Origin of the sequence: Ferrimonas lipolytica (assembly GCF_012295575.1) — a bacterium.
Taxonomy (GTDB): Bacteria; Pseudomonadota; Gammaproteobacteria; order Enterobacterales; family Shewanellaceae; genus Ferrimonas; species Ferrimonas lipolytica.
Genome location: NZ_CP051180.1, coordinates 223696 through 245477, shown reverse-complemented (window position 1 = coordinate 245477; position 21782 = coordinate 223696). Strand labels below are relative to the sequence as shown.

The window sequence follows — 21782 nt, the reverse complement described above, 5'->3', positions numbered from 1 at the left end:
CTTAAGATAAACTTCAACAGCTAACTACGACACAGCCTAATTTAACTAACTTGCCGGCGCCGTTTTTATTACCAAGCAGAACTCACACCTCTAGGTGCAGTAATAGCTCCGGTATCAGTTTTTGTAAGCGCGCCAAGCCCCCCTTGGATTTGACGTTGAGCTCCTCCCAACCGTCAGTCGCCATAACTGCCGCAGCAGTAAAATCAAACTGCAGTGCCCGCCCAGAAAGATCGTAGCTACCGCTGATCCGATACACCCCAGAGGCGGTTTCAATTCTTGATATTTCAAACGGGGTCATGATTCACCTTAGAGCCTTGTTTAATTGGTCGCTACCATAAGGCAACTCAATCGCAATGCCAACTGCAATAACACCAACAGACTAACCACGATGCTAACGTTGGATTCATCACCCTCAAATCATCACTACACATTATTAAACTAATAATATTTGATAATTTCAGATTATTCCCCATTGCTCCCATAATGACCTCATCGAAACAAACAACACCGCAGTGAAGCACTCGGTTATGAGGAATCAATTATGAAAATGAGTCACGTAGGCATTATGGTTGGCGACATGGACCAAGCCGTTGAATTTTACACTAACGCACTAGGCTTAAAGGTGGTAATGGGTAAAAGCCGCGTACAAGAGGAGCAGGAAACCGCCATCGGTAGAATGTGTGTAGCGGTTTTTGGTGAAGGTTTTGAAGGCTTTAATATTGCCCATCTACTGACCACTGATGGTATTGGGGTTGAACTGTTTGAGATGAAGAATCGCGAACAGCGCCACATCGTCGATTTCAACAAGATTGGTATTTTCCACTTCTCTCTTGAAACCGATGACTTCGAAGGTGTGATTGAACGCACCACCAAGTTTGGCGGCAAGGTACGGATGGATATCATGCGCTACCACCCGGAAGATGACAGCAAACAAGCTAAGATGGTTTATCTAGAAGACCCGTTTGGTAACCTGTTTGAGCTGTACTCTCACTCTTACGCAGAAACCTACTCTTCTGAGTATGAGTAAACCACACTGATTCAGTCAGTGCTGACAGCAATACTTGGCTAGCGGATACGTTCCGCTAGCTAAAGCCTTAGCTAAATCGCGTTGTTATCGATTCAAGTATGGCTCAATGCTGCTGTAGCTTACGTTGGTAGACAACCCGAAGTAGTCGGCTAATGCCTGCAGATAGGCGTCTTCATCCGCCAGAATTATTACCGTAGTGTGGCCCTTTTCAGTAACCCTTAAGGTTCGATTAAATAGCGTAACGGTACCATTCTCAATGGGCAGTACCGCCATGCTATTGCGGGTGAACAGTGAGTATGGCGAGGTCGAGGTGTAATGATTGCCGTACTCAAGATCGCTTTGGCATACGTGGCTCATATCAAGGCTGTAGATGCTGCTCCAGTTGCCCGAGCTTTTAAGCTGTAGTAGATAGCCAAAGTGCTCATCTGCAACAAAGCGAAAGGTTTGTATGTCTGTTTTTAGCTCTTGCCCCATCACAATCGGTAATGGTGCGCGGGGGGTAAACGCACCATTGCCACAATCAACCAACCACTGCTGCTTATCGATGGTCACCATTGTAACGCGATGACCTCGGCCGGAAGGCTCCTTGCCTAAATGCACCCGTCCCAACAACACCCGTGCCTCAAACCCGAGTGCACTGGCGACGTTATACAGCAACCCGTTCAACTCTTGGCAATAACCACCACGCTTATCCTGAACCAACTTTTTATGTATTGCGCCTGCTTCTATCTTAATGGGCAACCCAGCAATCACATCCAAATTTTCAAATGGAATCGACCTATGTTGATAGCGGTGCAAACGGGTTAAGCCTGCAAGTGTTAGATCCACTTTGTTATCTAAACCGATGCGACTGAAGTACTCAGCCAACATAATTGAGTCGATATGCTGCTCTGGTTCGCTATTCATTTGAGAGATCTCTACAGCAAGCGTTAACGATAGCTTTCTGGCGTTACAGTTATGCTTTTACTGTAACTGAAGTTGCCGCAGCGCAGTTATTTATCATCAGTGGCCGTTACTGCCCTAATGCCATGATCTCTCCCTCAACAACGGTGAACACCATAGATAATCACTCCTTTTATCTGAAAATGGCATTGACCTGTCTATAGCTCTACGGTTTACAGTGGTCGTATCAATTCATCAGTCAACGTTGGCAATGTACCGAATAACAGAACTGGCAAACGCCGTTGGTTTAACCCGTACTACTTTGCTTTATTACGAGAAACAACAGTTGCTGCAAGGACGGCGCCTCGACAACGGCTATCGGGTTTACAGCGACCAAGATCTACAACGATTGAAGTTACTGCAACGCTTACAAGCGGCCGGGTTGACCCTAAAAGAGTGCAAAGCCTGCCTCGACGCCAAGATAGATCGGCAGTTACTGCGACAACGATTGGCACAGTTAGATGAAGAGATCGCCGCTAAACAGCAGTCACGAACACTGCTGGCAGCATTACTGGGGGAAGGCGAGCAAAGCAGTTGGCACCAACAGGTTAGCCAACAAGCGCCAGATGCCCACCTCAATTGGTTAATGCAGCAGGGTTTCGACGAAAAAGAAGCACTGCGGCTCAAATGGTTATCAAAAGATATGAACGATCACGAACGCTACATGGCTGATTTTATGGAAATTTTCGAAACTCTGACTCGCTGGGGGCCAGGTGATAGCAACGACACCCTCACCGCATTACAACTGCTACCACAGCCGCCAAAGCATATCCTCGAGATAGGTTGCGGTAACGGCTTAGCCACCGCTGTACTGGCGAAACACAGTGAGGCGACAATCACCGCAGTAGATAACGAAGAGCCGGCGCTTGAACGGCTTAAGCAAAGTCTGGCCGCACAACAGATCATTGGGCGTGTCCAAACTCAGTGTGCCAGCATGACCGAGCTGCCATTTGCCGCCTCTAGCTTCGATCTAATTTGGTCCGAAGGCAGTGCCTACATCATGGGATTCATCAAGGCGTTGCAACAGTGGCGGTCATTACTGAAAGATGATGGCATCATGGTTGTCAGTGACATGGTGTGGCTGACAGATAAGCCAAGCCCAGCAGCCAAACAACACCTAGGCAGCGATTACCCTGATATGTGCAATCTGCAACAACGGTTACAGCAGATAAACGCTGCAGGCTACCAACTTTTGGCGCATTTCAGCCTAAGTGAGCAAGCGTGGCGCAACTACTACCAGCCGTTAGAGCAGCGCCTTAACGAGGTGCCGGAGCCATTGGCGAACTCAAAGGCGGCAGCGGATATAAGAAAAGAGCTCGCGGTATACCACCAGTTCATCGGAGAGTACGGCTATCAGATGTTTATCTTAAAACGTTAACTTCGCCTATTACTCCGGTCAGTGTCGGCTTAGCGCCAAATAGCAGCCTCGGCCGACCATCCGCCCCATATCGATTGTGACCCTTAAGCTCATGCAGACTAGCAGTCGATAAAAGTAACCGGATTGCCAGTCGCGGGTTTGAACAATTGAGCTGAAACTGCGATGTTGTGATGCAGGTGACTTAATTGAAACGGAACAATTCGCTGTGCAGGAACCAAAATCTATCACTCTCACATGCGCTGATGGCGTTACTTTAGCCGCCAGCTACTTTGCTCCACAACAACCCACAATCGCCGGGGTCATCTTGGCACCAGCCACTGGAATAAAGCGCCAGTTCTACTTCCACTTTTGCTGCTATTTGGCCAGCAAAGGGATCGGCGTATTGAGCTTCGATAACCGTGGCATTGGTGAGTCACTCGTAGGGGATGTAAGCAAGAGCAGAGCAACCATTGTGCAGTGGGGGCAACTGGATATGACTGCCGCCCTGAAGGAACTGCAACGCCTATTACCTGAGGCGCCACATCACTTAATTGGCCACAGTGCTGGCGGCCAACTGGTTGGTTTAATGGACAATTGTCACCAACTAAAGTCGGTGTTTGCCTTTGCCAGTTCATCCGGCAGTCTGCGCAATATGCAGCTGCCATTCATTGTCACCGCCCACTACTTTATGAACCTGTTTATCCCGCTAAATAACCTATTGTTTGGCCATACTAAGTCGCAATGGGTTGGCATGGGCGAGCCTCTCCCTAAAGGTGTTGCCCAACAGTGGCGTAGATTCTGTAACGGCCGCGGCTATATCAAGATGGCCTTTGGTAATGAGGTCAAGCACCACCATTTTGATAGCCTCAAGTTACCAATACAGTATGTTCACGCCAGCGACGACGATATCGCCAACAGCGCCAATGTGGCCGAGATGCTTAGGGTCTTTCCCTTAAGCAACGCGTCTACCGTGACCCTAGTTCCCGCTGAGCACGGTCTAAAAACCATCGGTCATATGCAGTTCTTTAGTCGCCAAGCAGCAGCATTGTGGCCACTGGCAAGTGACTGGATAACCAAACACAGTAACGACGCCAGCAACCACCAAACCAGCGCGGCATAACCACTGCCAACCGCCAGCGTGCCCATTGGGTTGGGCACCGCCTTCATTATTATTAACTATACCACTGTTATCGTTACTCTTTTTTATTTACCCTAAGCGGCTCCAAGGATGGCTAATCGTTGCGCCTAGTCGCTCGGCGTACTACCTACAACAGGGGGTATCGCTAGTGGTAGCCCCCCTATCTAAAAATAAAAAGCCAACTAATGACTAATAACTCGTTAATCTTAACCGATCTTCACCGCCACCTTGATGGCTCCGTTCGCCCGCAAACCGTACTCGAGCTGGCCCAACAGTTTAATGTCGCCCTGCCCGCCTACGACATGCCGACTCTACGGCCCTACCTTCAGGTGATCGATCGCTGCCCTTCAGTGGAAGCGCTGCTGGCGAAACTGGATTACCAAGTGGCCGTATTGGGCGATTTGGATGCCGTTCGCCGAGTTGCCTACGAAAATGCCGTCGATGTTGCTGCCAATGGGGTTGATTATGGTGAGCTGCGTTTCTCGCCAGCCTATATGGCTGGGCCGCACAAACTGCCAATGCAGGGGGTTGTGGAAGCAGTAATTGATGGGGTACAAGCTGGTGCCCGCGATAACGATATTATGATCAATCTTATCGGGATTTTGTGCCGTGGCGATGGCCAGCAGGCCTGTCATAGTGAGCTCGACGCTATCCTTTCCCAGCGCGATCACTTTGTCGCCTGCGATCTAGCCGGTGACGAAGAGGGCTTCCCTGGAGATCTGTTTGTCGAACACTTCAAACGCGTTCGTAATGCCGATCTTGGCGTTACCATCCACGCCGGTGAACCGGGCCCAACCAGTTCCATTTGGCAGGCGCTTAATGAGCTTGGCGCAACTCGCCTTGGCCACGCTACCCGTGCACCTGAGGATCCAAAACTGCTCGATTTCATCCGCGACAACAACATCGGCATTGAATCTTGTCCTACCTCAAATGTGCACGCCAATACCGTTGCCGATTATAATGTCCACCCATTAAAGCAGTTCTTAGGGCACGGAATCATCGCTAGCCTTAACACCGACGATCCTGGTGTCTCAGCTAACTCAATCCCATTTGAATACCAGATGGCCAAAGAGGGTATCGGCTTGAGTGACGCCCAGCTAATCCAAGTCCAGAAAAATGGATTGCAGATGGCCTTTATCTCCAACTGCGATCGTAAGGCGCTACAAGCGAAAAAGCAGTAAAACCGATTGGGTTGTATGCTCAAGCGACAGCGCAACCAATGGCTGTCGCTTTGGCCGCTATCCTGAGCTCATCAATTATCGGTGACAAAACGCAGCACGGCTAAACTGCCATTGTCGGCAGTTCGATTATCGAGTTGCCACTGCCAGCAGCCTATGCGGTTACAAACTTGATTCACGGTCTTAAGGGCAAGGCCAAACCCTTTAATGTTCTGCCCCGCCTCGGTCAATGAACTGGAGTCACTGTCTTCAACGACTAATTGCTGCTGGAATAAATGGATGCAGTTGGTGCCGACTTCAGGGGATGAGAAGGCATGACCAAGAGCAGGATAAACAGACGCAGAACCAACAAACGTTGCCGTTAAGCGAAGGTTAGTTCGACTGTATGCCACTGGTCATCGACGAGCTCAGATAACTGCCATTGGTATTGCTCAACTAGTTTACGGCTTAGTTTCAACCCCAAACCAAAGCCAACGTCATTGGTTTCACCGACGCCAATCGGGTTGCTAATCGACAATTCATTGCCCCTTTGCGTCACCGTTACCGTGCCTTCCGCAGTGTGTTGAAAGGCGTTGCGGATCAGGTTGGAGATAACGATTCGGCATGGGGTTTGAGCAAGCAGGAGCTGGCTGTCATCAATATCGATCTGCAGTTCAACCTTTTGTTTCTGGCGTAGATAATCCAGCTCATCGATGAGCTCTTGGATAAGTAGACCAATGGCTACCGGCTGCGGTGCTTGCAGCTGCTGCTCCCGACTCATCCACAACAGCGTTTCCACCAGATCGCTCATGGTTTTACCGGCACGTTCTATCCGCTGTTGGGCCCGCCCCTGTTTGCTATTAGCATCGCTGGTAAGCTTACCAAGCATGGCACTATTAGCCCTCACTACGGTAATCGGAGTACGTAGTTCGTGGCTGGCGTGACGCAAAAACTCCCGCTCACGCTCGGTGCTATCTTGCACCGCAATCACCCCTGTTTTGATGATACTCGCCAGCCCATTGAGCTCACGATATTGAAAATCTGGAGTGATTTGATTACGTTCGTCTGTACCAAGGGATTTAGCCCAATTACCCAACCTTTGAACCGGCTGAGTGATCTGCCGCATCAGCCCCCACAGCACCAAACCAAACAACACTACTCCAGCTACACCAAAGCCAACAATCACCAAAAGCGGGTTGGTGCCAAAAGCAAACAGACTATTTTTGGTTAACGGCTCAAGCCGTTCAGGTTTGAGCAGCATGGAGACATAACGGCGCACGCCATCGTTGCCGTCCACCATCAATACGAAGGCACCACGACTCGGTGCGAGTGCCCAAGGACCATCAACAAACTTCTTAGTTAACAGAAAGGGTTCGCTAGGTATTGCCGGGATAAGTTGCTTTACCTCCGCCGGCACTTTGGCCCAGTCGCGGGTTACATGGTACTGCAAGAAATAGCGGTCATCGACACCACGGCGCTCCGCCTCACGAGCGCTGGTAAGCATGTTATGGCTTTGCAGTGAATCCATACCACCGGTAAAGTATTTCAGTGCCACCACCGACAAGGTGACCGACACCAAGGTTCCAAGTAGTAAAAGTACCCCAATCAGATAGATCTTCAAGCTACGGCGCATCAGTTACCTCTTGGCGCAGCGCAAAGCCAACGTTGGGAATGGTCAGCAATAGTTCACCCTCTAGGTCTACCTGCTTGCGCAGTTTATGTAGATGCACTTTTAAGCTGTTACTGTCCGGTTGATCGTCGCCCCACACTGCTTTCATCAACGCTTCACGGCTAAGGGGCTCTGGGGCAACCCGCATCAGGGCTTGCAGCAATTTATAACCGGTGGGAGTCAACTTCAGTGCTCGTTGTCCTCGGTGCACTTGCTTAAGGCTCAAATCCATCTGCAGATCGGCAATAATAAGCTTGGTCGTTTGACCGCTGCGACGCTTCGATAGCGCCAGCACCCGCACCACTAACTCCTCCATTGCGAAAGGCTTCACCAAGTAATCGTCAGTGCCAGATTGAAAGCCGTTAACCTTGTCGTCCAAACTGTCGCGAGCAGTGAGCATCAATACTGGGGAATCGTTACCCGCAGCTCGCATCTGTTGGCAGACCTGTAAACCATCCAGTTTGGGTAGATTGAGATCGAGCACAATCACATCGTAATTGTTGCTATTGATAAGCTCCAGGGCAGCCAAACCATTGGCTGCATGGTCACACTGCATCTCCTCGAGCTCGAGATAATCGATTAGCGATGCCGCCAAATCGAGGTCATCCTCAACCACCAACAGGTTCAACACTAAGCGTACTCCTCGGTATGTGCCGGCTTGTTCAGAAAACGCTTAGGCAGAGCCTTAATCTCTTCTTGAATCAATAATAAAGAAGGAATAAGCACCAGCGTAATGACCGTTGCAAACAGAATACCATAACCCAAAGACGCAGCCGCTGGGATAAGAAACTGAGCCTGCATTGAGGTTTCGCTCAGCAGTGGCGCCAAGCCTGCAAAGGTGGTTACCGAAGTCAATAGTACCGCTCGTAAGCGGCCTGTACAGGCCTCGGTTATCGCTTCCTTAATGTGCAAGTCTTTGCGCAATTCGTTGTAACGAGACACCAACAACAAACTGTCGTTTACCACCACGCCACTGAGCGCCAAGATCCCATTCAAAGAGAGCAAGCTGATGGTTAGATCATTAAACCAATGGCCCAAAATCGCACCAACGATACCAAACGGGATTGCGGTCATGATCAACATGGGTTGCACGTAAGAACGCAACGGAATAGCCAACAACGCGTAGATTCCCAGCAACGCCATTAAGAACATCTTTGCCATTGACTCACTGGACTCTTGTTGCGCTTCCGCCTCACCGGCAAAATGGATGCTCAGGCTTGGGTAGTTGGCTTGCAGCTGTGGCACCAGATCCCGCTGCAATTGCGCCACCAACGCGTTCGAGGCAAGCTGCTCCTTATCTAACGATGCTGTTAGATATACCGCACTTTGCGAGTCGATACGGGTACGCTCCGATAACTCCATCTCTTGGCGAATCACCACCACATCGGTCAATGCCACGATGGTGCCATCCGGTGCACGCAATTTAGCGGCGTTAACGTCGGCCAAGGTTTGTCGCTGTTGCTCTGGGTATCGAATACGCACCTTTACCTCATCGCGATCGAGCTGGTAACGCTGCACAATCTCACCACCGAAGGTTTGTAAGATCTGACGGGATAGATCCGAGGTGGTAAAGCCTAAAGCACGTCCTTGTTGGGTTAACTCAAAGCGGAACTGCGGCTCCTTAGAGCTGAGGTTATCATCAATGCCGCTAACGCCTTGGATCTCACCCAATGCTTGACGGAACTCCCCCCCTGCCGCGGTCAAGATGTCAAAATCACTCGCCTTCAGCTCAACTTTAAAGTTATCCAAGCCCTCAAACGCGGTAACAAATTTTAGTTTCTTAACCCCTTCTGGGTTACCCGCCAATTGCTGCCATTGTTTTACAAATTCACGGGAACTGTAGTTGGCGTCGTCGCTCAGTTCGATGGTGACCTGACCACTACTGTCGCTTTCCGCCAATAGCTGCAGCGCATCAATGCCGCTACTGTTGGCATCGCTCATCTCATTATCAACAATCAGTGCCTGCTGTTGCAGAGTCAACAGGTGATCCTCTAATAGGCCATAACCGGCATCGGTTTGCATGCTAACGCTGGCGACAATGGTGTCTCCGGGAATATCAGGGAAGAATCCCACCTTAACCTTACCGGTTAACGGCAAGCCAACCACCAGCACAAATAGGGTGATAAAGCCCAAGATAACTGCGTAGCGCAACTGCAGTACCCAGCTTATAACGCGACGATAGATGTTATCCGAGAACCATTGTAAGCCCATATCACAGCCATGTTGGATACGGTTCCACAACCCTAAGATTCCAGGGTTTACCTTTTTGTGGGTATCCAAGTGAGCCAAGTGGCTTGGCAAAATCAACTTCGACTCCACCACCGACAGCAACAAGCAGATGGTTACCACAGTAGCAAACTGGGCGTACAATTTGCCCATTTGACCTTCAACGTTACTGAGCGCGTAAAACGCCGCTACAGTGGTAAGTACGCCAAACAGGGTTGGTACGGCTACCCGCATGGTGCCGCCAATAGTGTTATGTAAGCTATCGCCATAACGACGCCGCTCACTATAGATACTCTCGCCGACAACCACCGCATCGTCGACCACGATTCCCAAGGCCATGATAAAGCCGAAGGTAGTCATTTCGTTGAGGCTCATGCCGGCGTAGTTATCGCCGAGGAAAAACAGGGTGCCGCAGAATACAAATGGCAGGCCCATCGCTACCCAAAACGCCACTCGCAGGTTCAAAAACAGCGCCAATACGATAAACACCATCGCAATACCGGTTATGGCATTTTGCGTTAGCAACGACAGACGATCGGTGATCAAATCACTTTTGTCGTACCAAGTAACCAACTCAACGCCGGCGGGTAACAAACCTCGATCGTGCCAATCGGTCACCACCTCGTTTGCTTGAGCGACGATGTCAGTAACGTCGCCAAGTTCATCCATTACAATCTCAATCGCGATCGCCGCTTGCCCAGCAAAGCGCGACATCACATAGGGTTCGTCTTCGAACTGCTGACTGATATCAGCGATATCGCCAAGGAAGATCACCCCACCCTCAGCGCTGCTGTGCACAACAATATTGGCAAAGTCAGTGACCCGATAGCTTTGTTCTGCGGCCTTCAAACGCACCACTTTGTCGCCATTACGCAAGCTGGTGCCGATAGCCGTACCCGACTCGGCATTCACTGCGGTGGCGATATCAGTCAAGGTTAGGTTGTAGGATTGCAGCCTGTTTTCATCGACTTCAATGGAGATCATCGGCTCAGCTTTGCCCTGAAACTCCACTTCACTGATGCCGTTTTTAGCTAACAGATCGATCTTTAACTCTTCCGCCAACGCCTGCAGAGTACGACGATCAGAGTCGCCATACAGTTGCACCGTAATCGCGTGGTCCTGACGGGTCGCTTTCTCGATTACCGCATTCTCGGCATCCGCAGGGAAGTTGTAGATGGCATCGACCTTGGTCTTGACGTCATCCATCAACAGATCAAGGTCGTAGCTCGAGGTTTTCTCAATCACGACCGTACTACCACTGGCATTAGAGGTTGAGGTGATCCGCTTGATCCCCGCAACCGATTCGATAGCATCCTCAATCTTGATGGCAATGCCTTCTTCTGCTTGCTGAGCGTCACCGCTGTCGTAAGTAACCGATACCGTTACCCGGCTTGGTTCAAGCGACGGAAACGCCTCTTTACGGATATCACCGACAGTCAACAGTCCAAGTACCAGCACACCGACCAACAATAGGTTGGCCGCGACGGAGTTAGCGGCAAACCAAGAGATCAAACCGTTTGGCTTCGGGCCCACCGGAGCTGGCCTACTTGGGGTTGAATCGTTATGGCCTTCAGTCATTACTGCTGCTCCTGTTCCGAGTCGCTGACGGCATTAATCCGCATGCCGCTGAGGTAATTATTCAGCGGACGCTGTACGATCTGCGCAGTGCCGTCCACGGTAGATGGTGTCAAATACACCCAGCTTTGATCAGCAAACACCACCTCGGCCGCTTGCGGCACAATGGTTTGCGCGTCAGTCACCATCCAAATGGCGTCATCTTGGGAGATTGCGGTTGTAGGCAGCTGCCACAGGTTGCTGCGCTCTTGCCCAGTAATAGTGGCGGTAACGAAGGTACCAGCGTGTAATGGCGATGCCAGTGCTAATGGCTCATCGACAGCAACCACTAAAGAGCGCTGACGATCACTGCTATTAAGATGTTGTTCAATCCGGGCGGCATAACCCTGCCACTGCTCATGACCATCGCTACTACTAAGCGCCACCTTATGCTCCGGCCCTAATTGCAACTGCCCTAATGCCTGCCACTGTACCTGTGACAACGGGACGCGGATTTCGGCAACGTCGGTGCTGTATAGCATCGCCACGCTGTTGCCTTGTTGCAGGTAGCTACCAAGTTGTATATCGCGGCTAACGATAACCGCATCGAATGGAGCGCGGATCTCGGTATTAGCCAGATCCACCTTAGCGCTAGCCAGCTGTCGTAGCGCTTGTTCTAGGGTTGCTTCCGCCGCGGCTAACTGTGGCTGACGCAACACCAATGGGGAGTCAGGTTCGCCCTCAAGCCCAGAGTGTTGCCAATCTTTTCTTGCTTGATCGCCTTGGCGCTGCTCCTCTAACAGTGCCAACTTGGCATCCGCTACCGCCTTGTTGGCATCGCTCACCGCTTGCTGGTAATTGCTGTCTTCCACCTTAGCCAGCAACTGCCCCGCTTTAACCTGATTACCGCTGGCAAAGGCATCCGCCAAGGTCAAAACTTGCCCGCTACTTTGGGCAGTTAGAGTTAATTGATATTGCGGCAGCGCTTCGCCGTAGCCTTGTACGACGGAGGTATAGCTGTCGGCGCTAACTACTGATACTGCAACACTGGGCGCAACCACTACTGGCTTAGGGGCTCGTTGCTGTTGATGATTTTCCATCTGAAAACCGTTGTATGCCACCGCACTAAACAGTGCTACACCACAGGCTATAGTAACGGCGATAGGCAAAAGTTTCAGTTTCATTGGTTTACTCCTAGACCTAGCGCGAGGCCCAGATCGATGCGGTTAACGAGGTGATTATAAGTGGCTTGGATCTGCTGACTTTCAACATCAAACTGCTGTTGTTGCACGCTCAATAAATCAACGATATCAACCAGACCCTGACGGTATTTTTTGAGATAACTATCGCTGCTGCGAGTCGCGCTTCGCACGGCAGTATCGAGATGAGCGATCTGCGCACTAAGGTTACGTTCGTTGTCGATGGCTTCATCAACTTCCAACACCGCTGCCAGCAATATTTCACGGTAGGCCCAGTAACTTTGGGCGGATTCCAATTCAGCGATTTCAGCCTGTGCTTTAAGTTGCCCCCCTTGATACAAGGGAGCCGTAAGCTGACCTAATAGGCTCCACGCTGGGCTGGTAAACAGTGCATCCTGCATGGAATTGGCGCTGTCGGTCAGTGCCGCTTGTAGGCTAATGCTTGGCAGCATCGATTTATATGCCACCTTGCTGCTGTAGTAGGCCGATTGAGTATTGAAGTACGCCGCTTGCAAGTCGGGACGACGGCTTAGATCCTGAATTGGTAAGGTGGCTAATGGTTGGCTCACGTGCGGGTAAGTGCTGGTACCTGCCACGCTCAGCTCGCTATCGCCGGTGAGCTGTTGCAAGGTGCGGATGCTGTTGGCCAACTGTTGTTGATACAGCGCAATAGTGGCTTGGGTGGTGGCGGTGCTGGTTTTAGCGTTATCTAACGCTTCCAAGTCACCTAAACCAACGCGGTAGCGCTCTAGGATAACCGCCTCATTGCTTTGTAACAGCTGCAACCGCTGCTGCTCCAGCACGACCAATTGCTGCTGCTGAGCGTAATTGAGATAACCGCGCATCACATTGGCTACCAACAGGTCTTGCGCTTGCTGCCAGCTCGCTTCGTTGCTTGCAAGATCCATCTTGGCAGCACTGTCCGCGTCCGCCAGCTTGCGCCACAGATCCAGTTCCCAACTGACACTTAGCTCAGCGCTGTTGCTGCTGCCATCTTCGCCGTCACTGGTAGCTAAGCCCAAATCGACGCTGGGCAACCTATCGCCGCGCGTAAGCTGCTGTTGCGCATAGGCTATCTGCAGTGACAACAGGGTTTGCTGCAAACTCGGGTTGGCAGCTTGGGACGCCGCAATCAGCTGATCTAATTGAGGATCGCTTAATAGCTGCGATAACTCGGTAGCCGTTTGCGCCGAGTCATTCTGGCTTTGCCACGCTGGCAATTGGGCTTGCGCTTGTTCGATCGCCTCGCGGTGATCATCGGCGCTGAAGCTTTGACAACCGCTAAGTAACAACAGGATTAGTGCCACAGCGGTGAGTTGGTAGGTCATGATGGACGACTCACTATCATTTCAAGTGCTGCCATCATAATTAGCGAGGGGGTTAACACTGGGTTAACGCGACCTCAATTCGAGCTCTGATTTACATGATTTTACATTTAGCTACGGCCGTTAGCCCGCTAACCAAGCCACGCTAAATCCAACCGATTATCAAAACCAGTAGACACAAAAACGCCGCCCTGTTGGGCGGCGACAAGTCGAATCGGTATAGTAGCTACGCTGCTGCAGATTGCTCTGTTGGCGCCGGAGTACGGATTAGGTAATCAAAGGCTCCTAAGCTGGCTTTGGCGCCTTCACCCATAGCGATAATAATCTGCTTGTACGGCACTGTGGTAACGTCCCCGGCGGCAAAAACTCCGCTTAAACTTGTAGCACCGTGGCCATCAATCTCAATCTCACCACGGCCAGACAGGGCGACCTTTGACTCCTTCAACCACTCACTGTTTGGCACCAAGCCAATTTGCACAAAAATCCCTGCCAACTCAATCTGCTTAACCTCGCCGCTGTTGCGATCCTTATACTCAAGAGCGGTAACGCGGTTGCCATCGCCCAGCACTTCTGTGGTTTGAGCCATGGTGATAATGTCGATGTTGGCTGTAGCCTGCGCTTTGTCGATAAGTACTTTGTCGGCACGCAAGGTATCTGCAAACTCCAAGACGGTGACGTGCTCAACGATACCAGCTAAGTCGAGAGCCGCTTCAATGCCAGAGTTACCGCCACCAATTACGGCAGTTCGCTTGCCTTTAAATAGTGGACCATCGCAGTGCGGGCAGTAAGCCACCCCCTTGTTACGATACTCCTGTTCACCCAGTACATTCATCTCGCGCCAGCGTGCCCCAGTACTGGTGATCACACTGCGGGATTTTAGGACTGCACCGCTTTCTAACTCGACGTGAATGTAACCATCGGCAGTCTCTTCTGCGCCGATAATGTTAGCGGCGCGTTGTTCGGTAATCACTTCAACACCGTACTCTTTAACGTGCTCTTCTAGGCTTGCCACCAGCTTCGGTCCGGTAGTGGCTTTTATTGAGATAAAGTTCTCAATGGCCATGGTATCTTGCACCTGACCACCAAAGCGCTCGGCCACCACCCCGGTACGAATGCCTTTACGCGCGGCGTAGATAGCAGCAGAAGAACCAGCAGGACCACCACCAACCACTAACACGTCAAATGGCGCTTGTTGATTCAACTGAGCGGCTTTCCTCTTAGCGGCGCCGGTGTCGACTTTATTGAGGATCTCCGCTAATGACATCCGTCCTTGGCCGAACAACTCCCCGTTAATGAATACGCTTGGTACTGCCATGATATCGCGCGCTTTGACTTCACCTTGGAAAGCGGCACCGTCAATCATAGTGGTTTTCACCAATGGATTAATTGCCGCCATCATATTGAATGCCTGTACGACCTCTGGACAGTTCTGACAGGAGAGTGAGATAAAGATCTCCACCTCTAATGGCACATTAAGCTCAGCAATCTGGGCAATAGTGTCCTCATCCAACTTAATGGGATGACCGCCACTGTGGAGCAGTGCCAGCACCAGCGAGGTAAATTCGTGTCCCATCGGCAGCCCAGCAAAGCCAATTGAGGTGCCCTTATCTGGGTTCTCAACCAACATCATCGGTTGGCGCTGACTGGCATCATTGTCGCGCACAACCTCAATATGGCTGCTCAACGAAGCGATATCGCTAGCTAACGACTCCAGCTTAGTTGCAGTGTCGCTGTCATCAAGACACAAACGCAAAACTACACTGTTTTTTACGTTGCCGAGGTAGGTTTTAAGTTGCTGCTTCATGGCTTGATCTAACATTGGAGCACCTATTGCAAATTGAGATACGGATTGCGGCAATGCGCAAAGCAAATAAGAAAAAAGAGTAAATTGGTCGATATAAAAAGGGGCGCATACCCCAGCCACATGAGCGTTAGGGCTAGAGTATGCTTACGGAATCGTTACGGTTCCTTGTGCGCTTTCAAGCGCGTTGGCTTAATTAGATTTTGCCAACTAGATCCAGTGATGGCGCCAGAGTTTCTTCACCCTCTTTCCATGCTGCTGGGCATACTTCACCTGGGTTATTAGCAACGTACTGGGCTGCTTTCACCTTGCGCATCAGATCTTCAGCGTTTCGGCCAATGCCTTCAGCGGTGATCTCCATCGCTTGGATAACGCCTTCTGGGTCTACGAGGAAGGTCGCGCGGTCTGCTAGACCTTGGCCTTCACGCATCACGTTAAAGTTGTTAGTGATGGTGCCAGTCTGATCGCCAACCATGAAGTAGTTGATCTTACCGATGGTGTCAGACGAATCGTGCCACGCTTTATGAGTGAAATGAGTATCAGTGGATACTGAGTAAACCTCTACGCCGCGGCTCTGCAGCTCTTGATAGTGGTCGGCCAAGTCGCCAAGCTCAGTAGGACATACAAAGGTGAAATCCGCAGGGTAGAAAAAGAACACTGACCACTTGCCTTTAACGTCTTGCTCAGTGATATCGACAAATTCGCCCTGCTTGAAAGCGGTAGCGGAGAATGGCTTAATTTGAGTGTTGATCATCGGTTTGTCCCTTCTAAAGTTTTGTTTTCGTTGCACACTATGTCGTGTTGATGGAGCTATAATGCCCCGCCGAAACAAAACAACAAAACGATTATGATCTATAGCAACAATAGGTAAATTCGATTACGATCTATTTGTTCGATTAATAGCCTTATTTTAAAACGCTATTTCGAATAGCCACGCTGCAGCACTAGGCACAACAATAGGCTGTGTACCAACTAAGTGTTGTTCATTCCAATGCTGTTAAAGCACTGGCTAGGCGAGTCGCGATACAAGGGTAAACACTACCGCCGTTGATTTTCTGCCGCATCGGAGCAGTTCAGCGAAGCGTTTTGGAGTGCGACCTAAGGCAAAGGGGGATTCCAAAGGGGGCAAAGCTCCCTCCTAATGCATACAAGAATGTGCTGTCGCCACCGCGACATCCTCCCCTAAAGCATCGAAATCGGGCCGAAGGCTTGATATAAACCTCAACACTTAACTATGACACAGCCCAACAATAGCTTCTGTTGCGAATAACTATTGGGATTAGCTGTTGAGGCTACGGCGATAGCAACCATATTGCTTTAACTGGGTTATGCCTTGGTGGTTACCGTACCTAAAGCACTGGGACTACCAAGGCAATGGTGCGCTATTGTTTTTGTCTGGCCTCCACCTAGCCGCTGTTTTAACCGAATTGAAAACAACAATTACCTGCTACATAGCGTCAAAATGCCAAGGATAACCTTGGCATTTTGACTAGGTAATGCTGGTAAAGCAGAATCAACCAATCAGCAAATCCATGCCATCACGTTTCAGTTGGTGTGACTGAAGCAGTGCATCGAGTTCAATCTGCACCTGTGCTTTCACCTTAGCGGTAGCACGGCCAAAGCCAAGCAGTTCAACCACGGTGGCTATGGCATCTTCATCATTAAGGCTATGGCTACTCTCAACTGCCATCAGTAGCGCTTGCTGAATCTCCGCTGGAGCTACCCATTCAAACTTGCGTTCATTGCTTTCAAGTTTGGCGCGATTGCGCACTGCAATCGGTTGTTCTGGCAGCTGTAAGAAGTGCCCTTCACAACGAATCTGATTGCCGACGGTCCGCAGTGCCGCTTCCACCGTGCGCTGGATCTTAGCGCCAGCACGCCCAAGACCGTAAGCATCACAGGTTACCTGCAGCAGACGTTTGATGTGCAACGGCCCTTCAGTTTGCACCACCGTTAGGAGCGCTTGCCCGAGCTGTTCGCTATCCGCGTCGTACAAGTCCGGCTGAGGGAAACGCGCTAAGTCATCGCCACCAACCGATTTATAATGAATGCTGCTATCGCTGTTTGGATCAACCGCTACCCGAGTCACGTCCGCTTTGATTGGCTCGGGCTGTTGCGGTTTGACCGTCGCCAATATTGGTTCTATCGCCGCGGCCTGAGTTTGGTCGTTATCAAGGGCGCCATAATAAGCAACAGCTTGCTCAATTGACTGCTGCAGTTTGACGGTTTGCTTATGGGCATTGCGGAACCAATCGGTACTCCAGATCCGGTGGAAGCGCCAGCCGAGCCCTGCCAGTACCGCTTGCCGGATCCGATCTCGATCTCGCGCTTCACGGGAGCCGTGATAGGTCGCACCATCACACTCTACCGCTAAGATATAACGGCCGGGTTTAGCTGGGTCGCGCACAGCAATATCGATATAGAAACCAGAGCATCCAACCTGAGGTTCAATCTCATAGCCTAAGCCACGGATAGCGCTGATAACTTGTTCTTCAAAGGGTGAGTCCGGTGCTTTGCCAGTCTCTTCCCGCTCAACTAACACCCCTGTATTGGCGTAATGCAGGAAATTTTTGAGCGCGCGGATACCAAAAGGGCTGCTGCTGTCGGTTTTAAGATCGTCGGCGGTAAAGTTAGAGAATACATTCATCGCTTGCCGTGCCCGCGAGATCAATACGTTTAAACGTCGCTCGCCACCATCACGGTTAAGTGGGCCAAAGTTCATACTCATATTACCGGCATTAGTGCGGCCGTAACCAAGGCTAATAAAGATCACGTCCCGTTCATCCCCCTGCACATTCTCGAGGTTTTTAACAAAGAACAGCTCATTTTCTGGATTGTCAGCAAAGAAGGTTTCGCACTCTGGGGCACTGCGCCGAGCTTGGTCGAGAAGGTTCAAAATGGCATCACGTTGAGCCACGCTAAACGCCACCACACCAAGGGTGAGCTGCGGCTTGGTGCGGGCATGGTGCAAGACCGCCTCAACCACCGCCTGTGCTTCCTGCGGGTTGGTACGTGAACCGCCGCGATCGTAGGGGCAATCAGGCAGATGGTTATGGCTTAAGCCAGAGGCGTTGGGGTTGACGCCGGGGCTTGGGAATACCATCAGTTTGTTGTCATAGAACTCTTGGTTCGACACCGCAATCAGTGACTCGTGACGGGAGCGATAGTGCCAACGCAGCATCGACTCTGGCGCTCCTTGAGCCAAAAATAGGCCAAGAATCGATTCGATATCGGCAGTAAGGTTATCGCCCTCGTCCTCGTCACCGCTATCAAATCCTTGACCAAAGAAGTCGGTAGGTGGCATCTGTTTAGTGTCCCCCACCACCACGACCTGTTTGCCACGACGAATGGCACCAAGGGCATCAGCAACCTTCACCTGTGAGGCTTCATCGAACACCACCAGATCAAACTCAACCGCACCGGGCTTGAGGTAGGTTGCTATCGACATTGGGCTCATCATAAACACCGGCTTAATCTGCTGAACTGCTCGCCCCGCCCTATCCAACAAACGGCGGATCGGCATCTGCCGCCGCTTTTTATTCATCTCACGTCGAATAGTTTCGACCTCTCCTTTGGCGTGTGACGCTGGCAGGCGCTGATAGAGCTCGTTGACTAGGTGTTCTTGGGCAAAGCTAAATAATGCGGAGTCCAATCGACGGAATTCAGCCAGTACTTGCTCATGGGCGTTGCGATCGAAGTGATTGATCGCTTGTCGCTGCTCATAAGCGGTGTTTACCAAGCCTGAGAAATAGCTTTTCTGCAACCCTAGAGCAATGGTCTCGGGCTCACCTTGCCAGCTAAAGGCTACGTCGGTGACGACCGCCAGCTCTGCCGCCGCGAACTCATCGCGCATACGGTTGAAGGTGGTCATCTGATAGAGGCTGTCGCTGTGATCACCGAACTGGTTGATGCGATCGGCGAGTTCACCAAAAGTAGCATCAAAATCCAACGCCTCAGCCGACAGTTGCAGCCGTTGCAGCAGTTGCTGAAATGGTGCAGCAAATTGCTGGCATTGCTGCTCCATGCTATCGAGCAACGGTTGATAGGCACTGAGATCATTACCGCCAGTAAGAAACGGCATCAACCCTGCGGGAATAGCTCCGGCGCCTATCTGCCGGAAGGTTTCAACAATCCACTCGCTCAGTTTCGTTAGCGTGCTCCAATCGCTTTGCTGCCCTTGCCATTGACTGCCAAACAAACGCTGCGCCAACGCTTGTAGTTGCTCAAATTGTTGCTGTGCTTGTTGGTAGGCCATTAGGTCATCAATCCAACCCAACCACTGACTGGGTTTCCCACTAAGCGGGCCGGTTAACATTCCCGCTAGCTGATTTTTGGCGGCGCGGTAATCACCAGAGAACCAACGAAACCAGCTGCTGCCTTTAGCAGCAAGGACAGTACGTAATGGCAGTAACTGTTGTTGCCAAGCGGCATCGATAAAACGTTGTTGATGTTTGACCCTAAGCTCAGCTAATTGTTTACCAGCACCAATGAGTTGCTCAATCTCTTCACGATGTAGCTGCCATTGCTCGGTGCTGAGATTAATGCCATCGAGATCCGGAGCCTTCAGTGCACGTTTGGCAGCAGCCATCAATGCATGACAATCAGACAGTTGGTGCGGTACCGGCAAACTCATGCCATTAGCTAACTGCTCGGCAACTGCCATGGTAGCATTGAGATTGCCCTGTGCGTGGCTAAGCAGCGCGGTAACTTTCTCCTGCTCTACTGGTGAGTAGTTCCGCAATTGCGTTGCGGCAAAGGGCCCGTCGGCTGGTACACCCAGTTGGGTGAGTAGCGTAACCAGCCGCTTTACCGCCGCCAGTTGCTCAAGGTATTGGCTTTTACTCCACCGCTTCATTAACCCAAAGTCGAACTCGGGCAGCACTCGACCGGAAGCCAACTCGCTAACCTTTAACGAACGTCCCAAAGCTTCGATATAGCTCACACCGCTATCGAGTACGGGCAGGTTCACCTGCTGACAGTACTCATCTAACTGGCTACGTACCTGCTGTAATCGTTTCAACTCATTGTGACGTTCTGGGATCTGTGGCTGACCTTGGGTTAAGGTTTGCGCCAACGAGCCAAGTACACTTTTCTTATTGCTTTTATGGGAATGCAACTCAAGCACCGCATCTCCTAAATGGGTGTCATCTAGGCGACGCTTTACCACCTCAAGTGCGGCCATCTTCTCCGAGACAAACAACACGGTTTTGTTGTCCGAAATCGCCTGAGCAATGATATTAGTAATGGTTTGCGACTTACCAGTACCGGGGGGGCCTTGGATCACCATGCTGCTGCCAGAGCGCACCATTTCCACCGCCGCGGTTTGGCTTGAGTCGGAGTCTTTCACCAAATGAAGTTGTTCGTGCCGTGCTAGAGGCAGGGGTTGCTCATTGTCCTGATGATCCGCTTGATACTGCTCTGCATGGGGGAAGCCTTCGCCAAACAGTTGCTGTAGTACCGTTGATTGCGCCGCCTGTTTTCCTTCGGGCCAATTGCTGTCGTCCAGATCTTGATACATCTGGAACTTACCAAACGAAAAGAAACCCAGCGCTACTTCATCTTGCACCAGTTGCCATCGTGGTTGGATGGCAATAGCTTGCGACACCTCAACAAAGTAATGAAACAGCTCAGTAGCTTCTTCCAGGCTATCGAAGCTTGGTAACTCTATCCCAAAATCCTGCCGCAGCTTGGCCCCAAGGGTTAGATTGGGTCCCAGTTCAGCGCCGGTATAGGTCAACTTAAATCGTTCAGCGGCACTGCCTCGACTGAGCTCAACCGGCACCAACAACAGCGGTGCTCGGCGGACTTTATCGCTGTTATCGTCTTCATACCAATGGACAAAACCCAAGCCAATGTAGAGGATATCGATGCCCTGCTCCTCAATAAAGGTCTTGGCTTCGGTTTCGATTTTGAGCAGCTTGCGATCGAGGATATCCGGTTGGAATCTGGTCTGCATTAAGCTGTCTTGATGACGTTGCTCGCCCTTCTGTTGCTGCAGATAGTCAGCCACCGCCGCCGCTGTTGGAGTAGGTTTATCCTCCTCTGGTGTCAGTGCGCTCGGCAGCGGTGCAAACCCCATGTTTTTCCCCTGCGTCACCAAGGTGTGGAACAGCTCTAACGACTTTTCATCGATAACCTCAAGCGTACGCGCCGAGCTATGGCGAAAGCTCAGCAGCGGGTTGCCGCGCAGCCCCATATCCAGCAGTTCTTTACGGGTTAGCTCGAGTTGGTTGGCAATTGGGCTCATGGGCAGCCTTTTGGCAGGAAAGAGATAAAAGTATGACAGTCACAGTAAACGTTTTAAGTATGAGCAAACAATTGAATTTGGCCAAAGTTTAGACGAATCACCACCTTTGGTAATAAAGTTACCATTTACTAATTAATGCG

At 51.0% G+C, this 21782-nt stretch carries 15 protein-coding genes; 4 read left to right on the top strand and 11 right to left on the bottom strand.

From position 1 onward, the window contains the following. Window positions 1-82: 82 nt before the first annotated feature. The gene (locus HER31_RS01145; RefSeq protein ID WP_168658886.1) at window positions 83-298 is read right to left on the bottom strand and encodes a hypothetical protein; all 216 of its coding nucleotides are present in this window, start codon (window positions 296-298) and stop codon (window positions 83-85) included. A gap of 243 nt (window positions 299-541) precedes the next feature. Here HER31_RS01145 and HER31_RS01140 point away from each other — a divergent pair, with 243 nt between their 5' ends. Beyond that, entirely contained in the window at window positions 542-1027 is a 486-nt protein-coding gene (locus HER31_RS01140) for a VOC family protein (protein ID WP_168658885.1), read from the top strand. 84 nt (window positions 1028-1111) lie between these two features. On the opposite strand, the gene HER31_RS01135 is transcribed toward HER31_RS01140, so the two are convergent. After that, entirely contained in the window at window positions 1112-1933 is an 822-nt protein-coding gene (locus tag HER31_RS01135) for an arylamine N-acetyltransferase family protein (RefSeq protein WP_202983580.1), read from the bottom strand. Between the two features lie 247 nt (window positions 1934-2180). Between HER31_RS01135 and HER31_RS01130 the strand changes: the two genes are divergently transcribed. The 3 genes from HER31_RS01130 (at window position 2181) to add (ending at window position 5645) form a co-directional block, all read left to right on the top strand. Continuing rightward, entirely contained in the window at window positions 2181-3347 is a 1167-nt protein-coding gene (locus HER31_RS01130) for a MerR family transcriptional regulator (protein WP_168658884.1), read from the top strand. A gap of 205 nt (window positions 3348-3552) precedes the next feature. Next, window positions 3553-4446: an alpha/beta hydrolase family protein gene (locus HER31_RS01125; RefSeq protein WP_168658883.1), complete on the top strand. Its 894-nt coding sequence runs from the start codon at window positions 3553-3555 to the stop codon at window positions 4444-4446. Between the two features lie 203 nt (window positions 4447-4649). After that, complete coding sequence (add, locus tag HER31_RS01120; RefSeq protein WP_168658882.1) at window positions 4650-5645, top strand: adenosine deaminase; 996 nt, start codon at window positions 4650-4652, stop codon at window positions 5643-5645. 71 nt (window positions 5646-5716) lie between these two features. Here the strand turns inward: add and HER31_RS01115 are convergent, their stop codons facing one another. The 9 genes from HER31_RS01115 to HER31_RS01075 all read right to left on the bottom strand — a co-directional run bounded on the left by HER31_RS01115 (window position 5717) and on the right by HER31_RS01075 (window position 21642). After that, window positions 5717-6034, bottom strand: a complete 318-nt coding sequence (locus HER31_RS01115) for a hypothetical protein (protein WP_168658881.1) — start codon at window positions 6032-6034, stop codon at window positions 5717-5719. Then, window positions 6004-7254, bottom strand: coding sequence for a sensor histidine kinase (locus tag HER31_RS01110; protein ID WP_168658880.1), 1251 nt, complete (start codon window positions 7252-7254; stop codon window positions 6004-6006). The genes HER31_RS01115 and HER31_RS01110 overlap by 31 nt, the downstream gene beginning before the upstream one ends. Further along, on the bottom strand, window positions 7244-7921 hold the full coding sequence (locus HER31_RS01105; protein ID WP_168658879.1) for a response regulator transcription factor: 678 nt from the start codon (window positions 7919-7921) through the stop codon (window positions 7244-7246). Before HER31_RS01105 ends, HER31_RS01110 begins: the two co-directional genes overlap by 11 nt. Then, window positions 7921-11094, bottom strand: a complete 3174-nt coding sequence (locus HER31_RS01100; RefSeq protein WP_168658878.1) for an efflux RND transporter permease subunit — start codon at window positions 11092-11094, stop codon at window positions 7921-7923. Before HER31_RS01100 ends, HER31_RS01105 begins: the two co-directional genes overlap by 1 nt. Next, window positions 11094-12254: an efflux RND transporter periplasmic adaptor subunit gene (locus HER31_RS01095; RefSeq protein WP_168658877.1), complete on the bottom strand. Its 1161-nt coding sequence runs from the start codon at window positions 12252-12254 to the stop codon at window positions 11094-11096. Before HER31_RS01095 ends, HER31_RS01100 begins: the two co-directional genes overlap by 1 nt. Beyond that, window positions 12251-13597 carry a TolC family protein gene (locus tag HER31_RS01090; RefSeq protein WP_168658876.1) on the bottom strand — a complete coding sequence of 449 codons (1347 nt, stop codon included), beginning with the start codon at window positions 13595-13597 and terminating at the stop codon, window positions 12251-12253. Before HER31_RS01090 ends, HER31_RS01095 begins: the two co-directional genes overlap by 4 nt. 223 nt (window positions 13598-13820) lie before the next feature. After that, a complete protein-coding gene (gene ahpF / locus HER31_RS01085) occupies window positions 13821-15413 on the bottom strand; it encodes an alkyl hydroperoxide reductase subunit F (protein WP_168658875.1) in 1593 nt (530 codons plus the stop codon). Between the two features lie 178 nt (window positions 15414-15591). Next, window positions 15592-16149, bottom strand: a complete 558-nt coding sequence (ahpC, locus tag HER31_RS01080; protein WP_168658874.1) for an alkyl hydroperoxide reductase subunit C — start codon at window positions 16147-16149, stop codon at window positions 15592-15594. 759 nt (window positions 16150-16908) lie between these two features. Then, window positions 16909-21642, bottom strand: a complete 4734-nt coding sequence (locus HER31_RS01075) for a DUF4011 domain-containing protein (RefSeq protein WP_168658873.1) — start codon at window positions 21640-21642, stop codon at window positions 16909-16911. Window positions 21643-21782: the final 140 nt, after the last annotated feature.

Bases quoted from the DNA above. Each gene is read 5' to 3' on its own strand.
- HER31_RS01145 (WP_168658886.1), bottom strand. From the start codon at position 298: ATGACCCCGTTTGAAATATCAAGAATTGAAACCGCCTCTGGGGTGTAT.
- HER31_RS01140 (WP_168658885.1), top strand. From the start codon at position 542: ATGAAAATGAGTCACGTAGGCATTATGGTTGGCGACATGGACCAAGCC.
- HER31_RS01135 (WP_202983580.1), bottom strand. From the start codon at position 1,933: ATGAATAGCGAACCAGAGCAGCATATCGACTCAATTATGTTGGCTGAG.
- HER31_RS01130 (WP_168658884.1), top strand. From the start codon at position 2,181: ATGTACCGAATAACAGAACTGGCAAACGCCGTTGGTTTAACCCGTACT.
- add (WP_168658882.1), top strand. From the start codon at position 4,650: ATGACTAATAACTCGTTAATCTTAACCGATCTTCACCGCCACCTTGAT.
- HER31_RS01110 (WP_168658880.1), bottom strand. From the start codon at position 7,254: ATGCGCCGTAGCTTGAAGATCTATCTGATTGGGGTACTTTTACTACTT.
- HER31_RS01100 (WP_168658878.1), bottom strand. From the start codon at position 11,094: ATGACTGAAGGCCATAACGATTCAACCCCAAGTAGGCCAGCTCCGGTG.
- HER31_RS01095 (WP_168658877.1), bottom strand. From the start codon at position 12,254: ATGAAACTGAAACTTTTGCCTATCGCCGTTACTATAGCCTGTGGTGTA.
- HER31_RS01090 (WP_168658876.1), bottom strand. From the start codon at position 13,597: ATGACCTACCAACTCACCGCTGTGGCACTAATCCTGTTGTTACTTAGC.
- ahpF (WP_168658875.1), bottom strand. From the start codon at position 15,413: ATGTTAGATCAAGCCATGAAGCAGCAACTTAAAACCTACCTCGGCAAC.
- ahpC (WP_168658874.1), bottom strand. From the start codon at position 16,149: ATGATCAACACTCAAATTAAGCCATTCTCCGCTACCGCTTTCAAGCAG.
- HER31_RS01075 (WP_168658873.1), bottom strand. From the start codon at position 21,642: ATGAGCCCAATTGCCAACCAACTCGAGCTAACCCGTAAAGAACTGCTG.